We start from the raw sequence: 17,189 nt of genomic DNA on the forward strand, positions 1-17,189 counted from the left end.
GGAAATATTGGAGGAACAACGGTGTCATTAATTGCAAATGATAAATTAAACGGAAATCCGGTTGTGATTGGAAATAACGCGGGAGAGGCTTCGTTCACGATTATCGGAACACTTCCTTCAGGATTGACATTAAACGCTGACTATAGCATTACTGTTGCGCCAAACACTCCAAAAGGAGATTATAATGTGGAATATAAAATCTGCGAAAACACGAATCCGACAAACTGCGATTCAGTGATTTCAGTGATAACGGTTACGGCAGGAAATCTTGTTGCAAACGAAGATGTGATTCCATCAGCAGTTGGAGTAAATGTTTCTCAAACATTAATCAATGTTTTTGATAATGATACAAAAGATGGAAATGCATTAATACCGTCAGATGTGAATCTAACAGTAAATACTGCCGATCCAAAAGGATATTTGACAGTTGATGCAGATGGAAATGTTATACTAGCTCCAAATGCACCTGCAGGAGAATATGAATTGATTTATACAATTTGTGAAAAATTAAATACAAACAACTGCAGTTCAAATAATGTGAAAGTTACAGTAAAGGAACCGAAAATGACAGTATCAGCAAACAGCTACTGTTCGAATAATGTTCCTTATGTTGATTATTCTGTGACTCCAGATAATTTCACAACAAGTAATTTATTAACAGTAAAATGGATCGATAGCAATAACAATGTTGTCGCAACACAGGCGAATTTATCTTTAAGCGGAACTCTTATTTGGCCAGGAGCTGTTGTTGATAGTAACGGAAATGGAGTTGATTGGCCAGGATGGATTTTGAATAACGGACAATGGACTGAAGGTGCTGACGGATTTGAAGCTACAAGAAATGGAGTTAAAATGGAGTTTTCATTAAACCCAACGGTAGTAGTTTCTGTAGCTTATCCAGCTGCGACGTCAGGTTGTAATGCACGTCCGACATTTGCAATTAAAGCGAATGATGATGAGGCTGGACCTATAGATGTGAAAAAAGGAATGGACGCTTCACTTAATATTTTTGCTAATGATATTTTAAACGGAGTTAAACCAAATGTTTCAGATATTATTTTGTCAACGATTACAGCTAATCCAAATCTAGTATTAAATGCAGACGGCTCGATCAATATTGCGGCAAATACACCAAGTGGAGTTTACGAATTGACCTATTCAATTTGTGAAGTTTCAAATCCATCAAATTGCAGTCAGGCAATAGTTAAGATTACAGTTGTAAATAGTGTTGATCCAACTGAACCAACAGCAGGTCAAATTACGTTGGAAGACGATAATATTAGTGTAGACGGAATTAATGGTTCTCTAGAATTTGTAAATGTTTTAGATAATGATTTAATAAACGGACAGCCTATCAATTCAGCAGATGTTACAGTTACACCTTTAACGACTGATTCTTATTTTGAATGGAATGCAGATGGAACCGTAAGTGTTAAGCCAAATACACCAGGAGGAAATTACACGTTGACTTATCAAGTTTGCGAAAAAGCAAATCCAACAAATTGTGCTACAGCTGTACTAAACGTTTTTGTTGAAGTTCCAGCAATCTCAGTTGTTAAAACAGCGGTTCTTAATGATGAAAACAAGGATAAATATGCTAATGCAGGTGAAACAATCACTTATAAGTTTACAATAACAAATACTGGAAATGTTCCCCTAGTTGGAATCACATTAAATGATCCGTTGCCAGGTGTTGTGGTTTCAGGACAGGCAATTAATTTGGGAGTGAACGAATCTAACGAAACAAATTTCACCGCAATTTACACCATAACTCAAGATGATATTAATAGAGGAAGTGTAAGCAATCAGGCAAGTGTGAAAGGAAGCAGTGTAAGAGGAGTTGTAGTAGAAGATCTATCAGACGATTCAAGAAATGATGGAGATAATCCTACTGTAATAGGTTTAAATGGATGTGTAATCGAAGTATTGAAAGCTTTCTCTCCAAATGGAGATCAGAAGAACTCGAGATTCTATATCAGAGGTATAGAATGTTATCCTGACAATACAGTAGAGATTTACAACCGTTGGGGAGTTCTGGTTTTCAACATTGATCAATATGATAATACAGATCGAGTTTTTCTTGGATATTCTAACGGACGTTCAACTGTTAAACAAACAGAAGGTCTGCCAGTGGGAACCTATTTCTACATTTTGAAATACAAAGACAACGCTCAAAACCCTCACGAAAAATCAGGTTACTTATACATTAATAAATAAATGGATTACGGCTTAGTCAAGGCTAAGCCGTTTTAAAGCTTAATAAATGAAAAAATTAGTTTTAGTATTTATGTTTTTTTCGATTGTGTCCAATGCACAACAGGATGCACAGTACACTCAGTACATGTACAATACAATCGAAATCAATCCAGCGTATGCAGGTTCTAGAGGAGCTTTAAGCGTTTTTGGATTGTATCGCACGCAGTGGGTAGGATTAGAAGGAGCGCCGCAAACAAGTACGTTTTCTGTAAATACACCTTTAAGAAACAGTGATTTAGGACTTGGAGTTTCTTTGGTAAATGATAAAATTGGACCAACTAATGAAAACACACTTTCAGGAGATTTGTCTTATACCATGCCAACTTCAGAAACATGGGATGTGTCTTTTGGTATTAAAGGAACAATGAATATTTTCAATTTGGATATTAATAAATTGAGTTTTGAAGATCAAGATGATCCACAGTTTCAAAATCTAAATAATAGAATCACACCAAATGTTGGTGCCGGAGTTTATTTTCATTCAGATCGTGCATACGTTGGATTGTCGGTTCCTAATTTTATAGAGACAAATCGTTATGATTCTGACGATACCGCAATTTTTAAAGAAAAGATCAATTATTACTTAATTGCTGGTTATGTATTTAATCTTGATCGTTTAGAGTACATAAAATTCAAGCCTGCTTTGATGGCGAAAATGGTAGAAGGAGCTCCTTTGCAAGTAGATGTTTCAGGAAACTTTATGTTTAATGAGAAATTTGTTTTAGGTCTTGCTTATCGTTGGAGTGCTTCTGTTAGTGCAATGGCAGGATTTCAAGTTACAAAAGGAATGTATATAGGTTATGGTTACGATCATGAAACTACACAATTGAGAAAATACAATTCTGGTTCTCACGAGATTTTCTTGAGATTTGAATTCCTTAATAATTATAATAAAATGATATCTCCAAGATTCTTTTAATGAAACCTATGAAAGCTAGAAAATTAATTTTGATCTTTTTACTGTGTAGTTTTATTTCAAACATGAATGCGCAAAACCCATTCACTACAATGAACATAAAATATGCAGATAAAAAATATGAGGAGTACGCTTACGCGGATGCAATAAAAGTATATGCGAATTTAGTAAACGAAGAAACTACTGACCAAGGAATAATTCAGCGTTTGGCAAATTCATACTATTTTAATGGAGAACTAAAAAATGCATTAAAATGGTACGAACAATTATTTTTATTAAACGAAAATCAAGATTCTGAATATTTGTACCGATATGCACAATCTCTAAAATCGGTTGGGAACTATCGTAAATCGGATGAAATTTTACAGAAATTCAATCAAAAAGCAGTTTTACAAAAAAGAGCCGATTTAATACGAACTGATAAAAACTATTTAGAAGAAATAAAAGAAAATTCAGGAAGATTTGAAATTGGAGATGCCGGAGTTAATTCTCATTTTTCAGATTATGCCGGAGTTGTTTACAATAATAAAATAGTTTTTACTTCTGCGCGCGACACGGGCGGAGTTGTTAAATCTAATTTTCAATGGACAAACCAATCTTTTTCTAGATTATATATCGCCGATTTATTGCCAGATGGAAGTATTGGAAAAACAGAACTTTTAGTAAAAAGAAAGAATGACAAATTCAACGAGTCAAGTCCAATTTTTACAAAAGACGGAAGAACAATGTACTTTACTCGAAATAATTTTACTGACGGAAAAAGAAGAAGCAACGATAAAAACGTTACACTTTTAAAATTATATAAAGCAGAATGGATCAATGAGCAATGGCAAAATGTTAAAGAACTTCCGTTCAACAGCGATCAATACAGTACAGCACATCCAGCTTTAAGTGTAGATGAGAAAGTTTTATATTTTGCATCAGATATGCCGGGAACGTTAGGACAATCTGATATTTATAAAGTTACTATTAATGAAGATGGAACTTTTGGAACTCCAGAAAATTTAGGTCCAACGATTAATACAGAAGGAAGAGAAACTTTTCCTTTTATTTCTGGAGACAACGAAATTTATTTTGCTTCTGATGGGCGTCCAGGTTTAGGCGGACTAGATATTTTTGCTTCAAGAATTAAATCCGATGGGACTTTTGATGAAGTATTGAATGTTGGAGAACCTGTAAATAGTAAACAAGATGATTTTGCCTTTAATATTGATAGTAAAAACAGAAATGGTTTTTTCTCTTCAAACAGAGAAAGCGGTCAAGGTCTGGATGATATTTACCGATTTACCGAAACTAAAAGACTTATTTGTGAGCAAAATTTAACGGGAACGGTTACTGATGCTGAATCAAATGAATTGTTAGCTAACACTTCATTGACTTTATTTAATGATAAATTTGATCCAGTTGGAACATTCGTTACAGACGAAAAAGGAAATTATGTTTTTCCAAATCTTAAATGCGGTAGAAAGTATACAATTAGAACTGCAAAGAATGATTACAATGCAAAAGAAGTTCCGTTAATTGTTCAAACAGAAGGAGAAACAACGGTAGCGATTTCATTAAATAAAGTATTTAAACCTCTTTTAGCAAAAACGGTAGCAATCAAAAAAGTAGCTATTAGTCCAGTAAAATTAGGTTCTATAAAAGTAGGAGCAGACTTAGCAAAACTATTAAATCTTCCTATGAACTTTTTTGATTTGGGTAAAGCAACCATCAAAAAAACATCAGAACCACAATTAATGAAAGTTGTGAATCTTTTAAACGAATATCCAAATATGAAACTTGACATTCGTTCGCATACCGACAGCCGTTCTTCTTCAGAAAGCAATCAGATTCTTTCAGAAAAAAGAGCACAATCAACCAAAAATTGGCTAATTCAAAAAGGAATCAGCGAAGACAGACTAACTGCAAAAGGTTATGGAGAAACACAATTAGTCAATAAATGTGCAGACGGAGTAAAATGTACAGAAAAACAGCACATGCAAAACAGACGAAGCGAGTTTATTATTGTTGCAATGTAAAAATGAGTTTCTTTTAATAGAACAAAAAACCTTTTCTAAAACTTAGAAAAGGTTTTTTATTTACTCTTTAATAGTAGAATCTCCAGAAAGCAAATAATTAATTTCACTTAAAAACTCAAATTCATCCATTGGAATCAATTGAAGAACTGTTTCTAAAATGAGGCCTACATTAATAGATTTACTTTTGTTGGTTTCAGAAATTTTATGAGCGTCTTGTTCTAAAGCTAGAATACAAAGTTTTAACATATCGGTAATTACACAACCAAGCTCTAAATAATTTTGAAATTTTATTTGAGCAATATTTTCTTCCGCTTTGGCGTCAATTGGTTTTAAGGTTTGAAAATAAAAAGAGGTTAGTTTTCTTAGATAATCTAAATTTTTAGTTTCATCAGCTTCCATTGTAAGATTTTTTTTAAACAAAAATAATATTAAATTCTAACATGACATATATGTCGTGTTATTTTTTAACACAGTTTGATAGATTTGATTTGTGGAAAAGAATAAATACGAGTTAGAAATTGTTAGATTAGGTTTACTAATCAAGGAACTCAGACAAAAAGAAAGCATTACACAAGAACAACTATCAACATTATGCAATGTTGATGTACGCACTATTCAACGAATTGAAAAAGGAGAACAAAATATTTCTATCAGTTTGCTTTTTTCAATAGCAGATGCATTAAATATAGAATCGGCAACTTTGATTAGTAAAATATTTTTAGAAAATTCATAACTAAAGTTATTTCCTTAGTCCCAGCGGGACGAAATATTTATAGAGAATATATTAAACACCTAAGAGCCCCAGCGGGGCAATATGCCGCTCCTCTGGAGCTTTTTTCTTTCGCCATAATTTTTCGGCTATAAATATTATGCTCCTCTGGAGCTTTTTTCATTTGTCATAATTTTTCAGCTATAAATATTATGCTTCTCTGGAACATTGTTAATGGTTAAAAATGAAATAACTCCGCTAGGAGTTACAGGTAGTTAGAAACTGGTTGGTAAACGTTAAAAAATCTAATTTTTCTCAAAAAACAATTCTAAACAATTTCATTCTTTACACTATAATTTTGAAAATGTAAAATTTGGTATATTATGTTTAAAATGAATTGGTTATGTTTTTAAAAAATCGATTTCGCTGCAAATTGTGTTGGATTTTGTTATAACTTTATAAATCTAAAAATTTTTCATTATGACTGTAGATCAAATACTTAAAGCAAAGGGAAGAAATGTCTATTCTATTTTCTCCAATTTAACGGTTTATGATGCGTTAAAAGTAATGGGAGACAAAAATATTGGAGCGATTCTAATTATTGATAATAACGTTTTAAAAGGAATATTATCGGAAAGAGATTATGCTCGAAAAATTGTTTTAAAGGATAAATCTTCTAAAGAAACTTTCGTTCATGAGATTATGGAAAGTAATGTTTTTACAGTTAAACTTTCAGATAATCTTGATGATTGCATGCAACTTATGAGTGAAAAAAGAATACGACACTTGCCTGTTTTAGAAGATGGAATTGTTGTTGGAATTATTTCAATTAGTGATGTAGTCAAGGCAATTATAGAAATTCAGAAAGATACCATTCAGCATTTGAATTCTTATATTTCTCAATAAAGCATAGCTAAAAACGATAAAAATTTAAAAGGAGTCCAATTTCTATTGGACTTTTTTTATTTCTCTAAATAGATTTTAGGAAAAGAAAACGCTAAAAAGATGCCTTTTTAAAACAAGACTTATATCTTTGTAAGCTAGAATAAAAGCTAAAAATAATGAACAAAGAGAGTAAAAGAAGAGAAGCGCTGCTGTATCACGCAGAGCCAACTCCAGGAAAAATTCAGGTAGTTCCCACAAAAAAATATGCAACCCAGAGAGATTTATCATTGGCCTATTCGCCAGGAGTTGCAGAACCATGTTTAGAAATCGCAGCAAACAAAGAAGACGTTTATAAATATACAGCAAAAGGAAATTTAGTAGCTGTAATTTCAAACGGTACAGCTGTTTTAGGACTTGGAAATATTGGCCCAGAAGCAGGAAAACCTGTAATGGAAGGAAAAGGTTTATTATTTAAAATTTTCTCAGATATTGATGTTTTTGATATCGAAATTGATACCGAAAATGTTGAAGAATTTATTCAAACTGTAAAAAATATTGCTCCAACTTTTGGAGGTATTAACCTTGAGGATATCAAAGCTCCAGAATCTTTTGAAATAGAAAGAAGACTGATTGAAGAATTGGATATTCCAGTTATGCACGACGACCAGCACGGAACAGCAATTATCTCTTCTGCAGCTTTAATCAATGCACTTGAATTAGCAGGTAAAAAAGCTGAAGATGTAAAAGTAGTAGTTTCTGGTGCAGGATCTGCGGCGATTGCTTGTACTGATTTGTATGTTTTACTTGGAGTAAAAGTTGAAAATGTTTTAATGTACAACAGTAAAGGACTTTTAACTAAAGACAATCCTGCACTTTCAGATTTACAATTAAAATATGCAATTGACGGACCTCAGATTCCTTTGGCAGAAGCCGTAAAAGATGCTGACGTTTTCATCGGATTATCTTCTGGAGATATTCTTTCGCCAGAAATGTTGTTAACAATGGCAAAAAGCCCGATCGTTTTTGCAATGGCAAATCCGAACCCGGAAATCGATTATAATTTAGCTGTAGAAACGAGAAAAGACGTTATTATGGCGACAGGACGTTCCGATTTTCCTAATCAGGTAAATAACGTTTTAGGTTTCCCTTATATTTTTAGAGGAGCATTAGACGTAAGAGCGACTAAGATCAATGAAGAAATGAAAATGGCGGCTGTAAAAGCTTTAGCTATTTTGGCAAAAGAACCAGTTCCAGAGCAAGTAAACGTGGCATATGGTGCAACAAAACTTGGTTTCGGACAAGAATATATCATTCCTAAACCTTTCGACCCTAGATTAATTACTGTTGTAGCCCCAGCGGTTGCAAAAGCGGCAATGGAATCTGGAGTGGCAAAAAATCCTATTACAGACTGGGCAGCTTACGAAGACATTCTTCGCGAACGTATGGGGAACGATAACAAAATGGTACGTTTGATTACAAACCGTGCTAAATTAGACCCAAAAAGAATTGTTTTTGCTGAAGCAGATCAATTAAACGTTTTAAAAGCAGCTCAAATTGTTTACGAAGACGGAATCGGATTCCCAATTTTATTAGGAAACAAAGAACAGATTTTAGAACTAAAAGCAGAACTTGGTTTTGATGCAGAACTTGAAATCATTGATCCTAAAACAGATGAAGAAGAAGCAAGACGTAACAGGTTTGCAAATTCATTTTGGGAGACAAGAGGACGTAGAGGTGTTTCTAAATTAGACGCAGAGAAATTCATGCGCGAAAGAAACTATTTTGCTGCAATGATGGTTAACGAAGGAGAAGCAGATGCTTTAGTTACTGGACATTCTAGAAGTTATCCTTCAGTGGTAAAACCAATGATGCAATTAATTCCAAAAGCACAAAATGCATCGTTAATTGCAACTGCAAATATGATGTTAACTTCAAGAGGGCCAATGTTTTTATCAGATACAGCAATAAATATCAATCCATCTGCAGAAGATTTGATTAATATTGCCACTATGACTGCAAAAACAGCAAAAATGTTCGGAATTGAACCAGTTATTGCAATGGTTTCATTCTCAAATTTTGGTTCTTCAAGCAGTCCAAGTGCTTCAAAAGTTAGAGAAGCAGTTGCTTATTTGCACAAAAATCATCCAGAAATGATTGTTGATGGAGAAATTCAGGCAGATTTTGCTTTAAATCCAGAAATGCTTCAGGAGAAATTCCCATTCTCTAAATTAGCTGGAAAAAAGGTAAATACATTGATTTTTCCTAACTTAGAGTCAGCAAATATCACTTACAAATTATTAAAAGAATTATATAAAGTGAATTCGATTGGACCAATCATGATGGGTATGGGCAAACCAGTTCACATTTTCCAATTAGGAGCAAGCGTAGAAGAAATGGTTAACATGGCTGCAATCGCTGTTATTGATGCTCAGGAAAAAGAAATTAAAAAGAATAAAGCAGCACAATAAACGTTCTTACGAGGATTGGACAATTTTGTCGTAGTTTTATGGCATTTTTGTTATATTTGATACTAATTAATTATATTTATGATAGCACATTTGCAGGGAAGATTAGTAGAGAAGAATCCTACAGACGTTGTAATAGATTGTGGAGGTGTTGGTTATCAGGTAAATATATCACTGCATACTTTTACCCTAATACCAAATACTGAAAATATAAAATTGTATACGCATCTTCAAATTAAAGAAGATGCGCATACTTTATATGGTTTTGTTGAAAAATCGGAGAGAGAAATATTTAGAATGCTAATTTCTGTATCAGGAATTGGAGCTGGTATTGCTAGAACGATGCTTTCTTCAATAGAACCAAAACAAATTATAAATGCTATTGCATCTGGAGATGTAGGTGTTATACAGTCTATCAAGGGTATAGGAAACAAAACAGCACAAAGGGTTATACTTGATTTAAAGGAAAAAGTTGTTAAATTGTACGATATAGACGAAGTTTTTGCTGTTCAGAACAATAGAAACCGAGATGAAGCGTTATCTGCTCTAGAAGTATTAGGTTTTGTACGAAAAGCTTCTGAAAAGGTGGTGGAAAAGATTGTAAAAGAAGATCCTGAAGCTACTGTCGAAACAATTATCAAAAAGGCTTTAAAAAGCTTATAAATTCATTTTCATATAAAAGAATTCTATGCGTAAAATTTGTATTTTGTTGCTGGTCTTGCTCTGCGGTAATGTTTTGCGTGCGCAGGTTACTCCCGCAACACAAGATACAACTAAAACTCAGTTTTCAGTAGGTAAAATTGAGCTTGAAGATCCTCCAAGTATACTATCGGCATACAGATACGATCCTATTACTGATCGTTATATCTACACCAATTCTGTTGACGGTTTTTCTATCAACTATCCGCTAATTTTAACTCCTAAAGAGTATGAAGATTTAGTTCTGAAAGAATCGAGAAGAGATTATTTTAGAAAAAAATCGGATGCCATAGATGGTAAAAAAGCTGGAGCGGAAGCAGCCAAAAAAGATTTATTGCCAAGATATTATATCAATTCGAGTTTATTCGAAAGTATTTTTGGAAGTAATACCATAGATGTAAAGCCCACAGGATCAGTAGAAATGGACTTGGGTTTACGTTATACTAAACAAGATAATCCATCATTTTCACCTAGAAATAGATCCAGTCTGACTTTTGATTTCGATCAAAGAATCAGTATGAGTTTAATGGGAAAAATTGGAACTCGTCTCGAAGTAAACGCAAACTACGATACACAATCAACATTTGCTTTTCAAAATTTATTCAAATTAGCTTACACACCTTCAGAAGATGATATTGTTCAGAAAGTTGAGGTTGGTAATGTGAGTATGCCTTTAAACAGTACCTTAATTCGTGGTGCGCAAAGTTTATTTGGGGTTAAAGCACAGCTTCAATTTGGTAAAACAACTGTTACCGGAGTTTTCTCAGAACAAAAGTCTCAAACCAAAAGTATAGTCGCAGAAGGTGGAGGGACAGTGCAGAACTTTGATTTGTTTGCATTAGATTATGATAATGACAGACACTTCTTCCTGTCACAATATTTCAGAAATAAATACGATGCTTCTCTTCGAAATTATCCATTAATTGACAGCCGTGTTCAAGTTACAAGGATTGAGGTATGGGTAACCAATAAACAGAATAGAGTAACAACTACTAGTAATAACTTAAGAAACGTTATTGCACTTCAGGATTTGGGAGAAGGTCAGGTTTCAGGCGTTCCAGATAATGAAGTGGTTGTTATTACAGATCCAACGGGATTTTTCAATAATCCTATAGATTCTCCAACAGACAATACAAATAACAAATACGATCCTGCAGCTATTGGAAAAGCAGGAAGTTATTTGAATTCTAATATTAGAGAAATTGTTACAGCCAAATCTGGATTCAATAATACTAATGTTAACGAAGGTACTGATTACTCAGTTCTTGAAAATGCTAGAAAATTAACTACAAACGAATATACATTTAACCCGCAATTAGGTTATATTTCGTTACAGCAGCGTTTGGCTAATGATGAAATTTTAGCTGTTGCTTTTGAATATACTGTTGGAGGAAAAGTATACCAAGTCGGAGAATTTGGAAGTGATGGTGTTGATGCAACTGTAGTTACAGGAAATAACAATGCTAACCAAGCAATCGTAACACAAAGTTTGGTTTTGAAAATGCTGAAAAGTAGTTTGACTAACGTTAATAATCCGGTTTGGGACTTGATGATGAAAAACGTTTATCAAATTCCTCAAGCTTATCAAATCAAACAAGAAGATTTCAGACTTAACATTCTTTATACAGATCCTTCGCCAATAAATTATATTACGCCAGTAACAGGAACTACATTCCCAACAAATCCTGCTCCAGATGATAAAGTAGAGCAAACACCATTATTGAATGTCTTTAATCTTGACCGCTTAAATTACAATAATGACCCTCAAACTGGAGGAGACGGATTCTTTGATTATGTTCCAGGAGTAACTGTAGATGTACAAAATGCCCGAATTATTTTTACAACAAAAGAGCCATTTGGAGAGCTTTTGTTTAGAAAATTACAGAACTCAGGTTCTGGTGAAAATTATAATGATCCAAACACGTATAATGCCAATCAGAAGAAATATGTGTTTAGAAACATGTATAAAAACACACAGGCAGGAGCTTTACAGGATAGTGATAAAAACAAATTTTTATTACGAGGAAAATACAAATCTTCAGGTAGTAGCGGTATTCCAATTGGAGCTTTCAACGTTCCTCAAGGATCTGTTGTTGTAACTGCTGCAGGAAGGGTTTTAGTCGAAGGTATTGACTACAGTGTAGATTACCAATTGGGAAGAGTACAGATTTTGGACCCTTCATTGCAAGCTTCAAATACGCCAATTGAAGTTTCGCTAGAGAACAACTCTATCTTTGGTCAGCAGACAAGAAGATTTATGGGAGTAAATGTTGAACATAAAATCTCTGATAAATTTGTTGTTGGCGGGACTTTATTAAAAATGACAGAGCGTCCTTTTACTCAAAAGTCAAGTTACGGGCAAGAATCTGTAAATAATACTATTTTTGGTTTCAATGGAAATTATGCGACAGAAGTTCCATTCTTAACAAGACTGGCTAACAAATTGCCAAATATTGATACAGATGTACCTTCTAATCTTTCGATTCGTGGAGAAATTGCATTTTTAAAACCAGATGCGCCAAAAGCAAGTGACTTTGAAGGAGAGGCAACTATTTATATTGATGATTTTGAAGGATCTCAAACTACAATAGATATGAGATCTGCGTATGCTTGGAGTTTGGCTTCAACGCCATTTATTAATTCAGCGACAGATAATACTTTTAATGCTAGTTCAAATACATTAGAGTATGGTTATAAGCGTGCAAAATTAGCTTGGTATACGATTGATCCTATTTTCTATTCGTCAAAGCCATCTGGAATTTCAAATGATGACTTATCATTAAATTCAACCAGAAGAATTTACAGTAGAGAGCTTTATCCAAATACAGATATTGCACAGGGTCAGATTCAGGTTGTAAATACGCTTGATTTAACGTATTATCCATCAGATAGAGGACCTTATAATAATAATCCAAATTTTTCGACAAGTAATCCATCAACCAATTTTGGTGGAATTATGCGTGCACTGAACTCTACAAACTTTGAGCAGGGTAACGTGGAATACATTCAGTTCTGGGTACTTGATCCTTATGTTGGAAATGGAGAAGCGCAGCCAAGTAACGTTGGTAAAATTTATTTCAATTTAGGTGAAGTTTCTGAAGACGTTCTAAAGGACGGAAGAAAACAATATGAAAATGGTTTAGGACCAGATCAGATAATGGTAAATCCTCAGCCACTTTGGGGAGATGTGCCAGCTTCTCAGTCATTAATTTATGCATTTGATACCAATCCAGATAATCGTAAAAATCAAGACGTTGGTTTAGACGGTTTGCCAGATGCTAAAGAGGCGTCGATTTACACCAATTATGCAGGTGAAGCGGATCCTGCAGCTGATAACTATATTTACTATTTAAATACAGATGGAGGCGTTTTAGAGCGTTATAAAAGGTATAATGGAACTGAGAACAACTCTGCTGTAAGCGTTGATGACCCAAATCGCGGTTCGACAACTCTTCCAGACGTTGAAGATATCAATCGTGATAATACCATGAGTACAATCAATGCGTACTATGAATACAGCATTGACTTAAAACCGGGAATGCAGGTTGGGGAAAATTATATTAGTGATATTCGTGAACCAGAAGATGTAGGTAATGTAGAATTGCCAAACGGATCTACTACACGTGCAAGATGGATTCAGTTTAAGATTCCTGTTTCGCAACCTAAAAACACCATTGGAAATATTACCGATTTTAGATCAATCCGTTTCATGCGTATGTTTATGACTGGATTTAATGATCAAATGACAGTTCGTTTTGGAGCATTAGATTTAGTTCGAGGAGAATGGAGAAGATATACAGGAACACTCGACGCTTCTGATACAAATCCTGATGATGACGGAACTGAATTTGATGTTGCGGCAGTAAATATCCAAGAAAACAGTACAAAATGTCCTGTAAACTATGTTATTCCTCCAGGAGTTCAAAGAGAGCAGTTGTATAATAATAATACAATTATTAACCAAAATGAGCAGTCGTTGGCAGTGCGAGTTGGCGGTACTGGATTACAGTATCAAGATTCTAGAGCAGTTTTCAAAAATGTAAGTGTTGATATGCGTCAGTACAAAAAATTGAAAATGTTCCTTCACGCCGAATCACTTCCAAATGAAAATCCTCTTTTGGATGATGAAATGATTGGATTTATCCGTTTTGGTAACGATTTTACGCAAAACTTTTACCAAATTGAGATTCCTTTAAAAGTAACAACAACAGGTGGTTCTTGTTCCATAACTCCAAGCCAAGTTTGGCTAGATGAAAATAATATTGACTTAGCGCTTGATTTATTAACCCGAATGAAAATTAAGGGAATGTCTGTTGATATTAATTCTGGAAAAAGAGATATTAATGGAGTGTATTATCCAGATGATGATCCAGATTTAATTCCAAGTGGAGGTGATGGTGACAGCAAATTAAGATTAGGTATTAAAGGAAATCCAAATTTTGGTTTAGTACGAAATTTAATGGTCGGAGTAAAAAGTGCTGCCGATCATAAAGATATTAAAGGGGAAGTTTGGTTTAATGAGCTTCGTATGTCTGATTTGGAGAACAAAGGAGGTATGGCAGCTTTATTAAATGTTGATACCAACATGGCCGATTTGATGACATTATCTGCTTCAGGTAAAAAGAGTACAATTGGTTTTGGTTCTCTTGAACAAGGAGCCAATGAAAGAGATCGTGAAGATATTCAGCAGTATAATATTGTAACGAATATTAATTTAGGGAAATTACTTCCTCAAAGATGGGGAATTAATCTTCCGTTTAATTATGCAATTGGTGAAGAAATTATTACACCAGAATATGATCCGTTTAATCAGGATATTAAGCTAGATCAATTAATTGCTGAAACAACAGACCCTGCAGAAAAAGATAATATTAGAACACGCGCAATAGATTATACTAAGCGTAAAAGTATCAACTTTATTGGAGTAAGAAAGGATAGAGCTCCAGAGCAAAAACCTCATGTATATGATGTAGAGAATTTCACATTCTCTCAATCTTACAATCAGGTTGAGCGTCATGATTATGAAGTAGAAGATTATGAAGATGAGCAGTCTAATACTTCTGTAAATTATGCTTATACATTCCAGCCTAAAGAAGTAGTTCCTTTTAAGCAAACCAAATTCATGAAAACAAGTGAATATTGGAAACTATTAAGCGATTTTAATTTTAACTACCTGCCGTCGAATGTTTCTTTTAATACCAATATTTTAAGACAAAGCAACCGCCAGCAATATAGACAAGTTGATGTAGAAGGTATAGGTCTAGATCCTCTTTATAGAAGAAATTTTGCATTTAATTATCAGTACGGTTTTGGATTTAACTTGACGAAATCATTGAAATTAAATTATACAGCAGCATCTAACAATATTGTAAGAAACTTTTTGAATGACGATAATACGCCAAAAGAAGACTTCAATATCTGGGATGACTACTTGGATATTGGTATACCAAATCAGCACTTACAGCAATTAGTTCTGAATTATGATATTCCAATTAATAAAATTCCAATTTTTAGTTTTGTTAAGGCTACTTATTCATATACAGCTGATTACAATTGGCAAAGATCATCAACTGCACTTTCTCAATACGTTGACGAAAATGGAGTGTCGTGGGATTTAGGAAATACAGTTCAGAATGCAAATTCGAATACTTTTTCTACGACATTAAATATGAATACGTTGTATAAATATTTAGGGTTGACGCCAGGTGCAAAACAAGCGGCAAAAGCAAAACCGGCAGCACCGCCAAAACCAGGTGAAAAAATTGTAAATACCGCTAAACCAGTAACAAGCAGCAGTCCTTTTTATGATGGTTTAATTGGAGTTTTGACGAGTATTAAGAATGTTCAGATTAATTATACTAAAAACAGTGGTACAGTTTTACCTGGATATATTCCTGGAGTTGGTTTCTTTGGAACATCTAAGCCTTCATTAGGATTTGTTTTTGGTAGTCAAGATGATGTGCGTTTCGAAGCAGCTAAAAACGGATGGCTGACGAGTTATCAAAATTTCAATCAAAATTTTACACAGGTAAGCAATAAGCTTTTGAAAATAACAGCAAATGTAGATTTGTTTCCAGACTTAAAAATTGATTTGGCGATGGATCGCGCTTATTCTGAAAATTCATCAGAGCAATATAGTGTTGATCCTGCAACTGGCCAATATTTGCCTTTGTCGCCATATACTTATGGAATGTTTTCTATTTCGACCGTCTTGATTAAAACTTCTTTTTCTACGAGTACAGAAACAGAATCTGCGGCATTTGATGACTTTAGAAATAATCGTTTGACTATTGCCAATCGTTTGGCAGAACAGCATTATGGTGGAGCAGCAATTCCTAGATATGGTGATGCAAACAATCCAATTCCAGATGAATCTGATCCAAATTATAAAATTTATTCATCAAACGTTGGTTATCCAATTGGTTTCTCAAAAAGTAATCAAGCAGTTTTATTGCCATCATTCTTGGCGGCTTATACTGGAGGAAATGCTTCAAATAGTTCGACAGATATTTTTAGAAGTTTCCCTATTCCGAACTGGAGTGTGAAATACAACGGATTGATGCGTTACAAATATTTTAAAGATCATTTTAGACGTTTTTCATTGCAGCATAATTATAGAGCTTCTTATACAATTAGTCAATTTAGATCAAACTTTGACTATTATGAAACTCCAGGAGGTCAGGATGTGAACACAAATTTCTATAACAAAACGATCATGTCAAATGTGAATTTAGTAGAGCAGTTTAGTCCACTTATTAGAGTAGACTTCGAGCTGAAAAATTCATTCCGTTTGTTAACAGAAGTTAAGAAAGACCGTGCCTTGTCTATGAGTTTTGACAATAACTTGCTGACAGAGGTTAAAGGAATTGAATATGTTGTTGGAATGGGGTACCGTTTTAAAGATGTAATTATCTCTTCTAGACTTGCAGATAATCCAACAGGAATTATAAAAAGCGATATAAACCTGAAAGCCGATTTCTCATATAGAAACAATGCGACTTTAGTTCGATATTTAGATTACGATAATAATCAGCTGGCAGCAGGACAGAATATATGGACTTTAAAAGTGTCAGCAGATTATGCTTTCAGTAAGAACTTAACCGCAATATTCTATTATGACCATTCGTTCTCGAAAGCAGTTATCTCAACTTCATTTCCTTTAACGAATATTAGATCAGGTTTCACACTTCGTTATAATTTTGGAAATTAATTTGGGTTTCTAAACTAGATTTATTAGA

Annotated in this window: 9 protein-coding genes; 8 read left to right on the forward strand and 1 reads right to left on the reverse strand. The window is 33.9% G+C overall.

Annotated features, from left to right (window positions below):
- The 3 genes from DM444_RS02745 to DM444_RS02755 form a co-directional block, all read left to right on the forward strand.
- The coding region (locus DM444_RS02745) for a T9SS type B sorting domain-containing protein (protein WP_162614908.1) at positions 1-2,217 on the forward strand (2,217 nt) is incomplete at its 5' end.
- A gap of 46 nt (positions 2,218-2,263) precedes the next feature.
- Entirely contained in the window at positions 2,264-3,175 is a 912-nt protein-coding gene (locus tag DM444_RS02750; RefSeq protein ID WP_111283749.1) for a PorP/SprF family type IX secretion system membrane protein, read from the forward strand.
- 8 nt (positions 3,176-3,183) lie between these two features.
- A complete protein-coding gene (locus DM444_RS02755) occupies positions 3,184-5,193 on the forward strand; it encodes an OmpA family protein (protein ID WP_111283893.1) in 2,010 nt (669 codons plus the stop codon).
- 60 nt (positions 5,194-5,253) lie between these two features.
- Here the strand turns inward: DM444_RS02755 and DM444_RS02760 are convergent, their stop codons facing one another.
- Positions 5,254-5,592, reverse strand: a complete 339-nt coding sequence (locus DM444_RS02760; RefSeq protein ID WP_111283751.1) for a hypothetical protein — start codon at positions 5,590-5,592, stop codon at positions 5,254-5,256.
- Between the two features lie 91 nt (positions 5,593-5,683).
- Here DM444_RS02760 and DM444_RS02765 point away from each other — a divergent pair, with 91 nt between their 5' ends.
- The 5 genes from DM444_RS02765 (at position 5,684) to sov (ending at position 17,161) form a co-directional block, all read left to right on the forward strand.
- Positions 5,684-5,926 (forward strand): helix-turn-helix domain-containing protein, encoded by a 243-nt coding sequence (locus DM444_RS02765; RefSeq protein ID WP_111283753.1) that lies wholly within the window; start codon positions 5,684-5,686, stop codon positions 5,924-5,926.
- A gap of 456 nt (positions 5,927-6,382) precedes the next feature.
- On the forward strand, positions 6,383-6,808 hold the full coding sequence (locus DM444_RS02770) for a CBS domain-containing protein (RefSeq protein WP_111283755.1): 426 nt from the start codon (positions 6,383-6,385) through the stop codon (positions 6,806-6,808).
- 155 nt (positions 6,809-6,963) lie between these two features.
- On the forward strand, positions 6,964-9,255 hold the full coding sequence (locus tag DM444_RS02775; protein WP_111283757.1) for an NADP-dependent malic enzyme: 2,292 nt from the start codon (positions 6,964-6,966) through the stop codon (positions 9,253-9,255).
- Positions 9,256-9,333: 78 nt separating this feature from the next.
- Positions 9,334-9,915 carry a Holliday junction branch migration protein RuvA gene (gene ruvA / locus DM444_RS02780; RefSeq protein ID WP_111283759.1) on the forward strand — a complete coding sequence of 194 codons (582 nt, stop codon included), beginning with the start codon at positions 9,334-9,336 and terminating at the stop codon, positions 9,913-9,915.
- A 25-nt stretch (positions 9,916-9,940) separates the two neighbouring features.
- The gene (sov, locus tag DM444_RS02785) at positions 9,941-17,161 is read left to right on the forward strand and encodes a T9SS outer membrane translocon Sov/SprA (protein ID WP_111283761.1); all 7,221 of its coding nucleotides are present in this window, start codon (positions 9,941-9,943) and stop codon (positions 17,159-17,161) included.
- Positions 17,162-17,189: the final 28 nt, after the last annotated feature.

Source organism: Flavobacterium ginsenosidimutans (assembly GCF_003254625.1).
In the GTDB taxonomy this organism is placed as follows: domain Bacteria; phylum Bacteroidota; class Bacteroidia; order Flavobacteriales; family Flavobacteriaceae; genus Flavobacterium; species Flavobacterium ginsenosidimutans.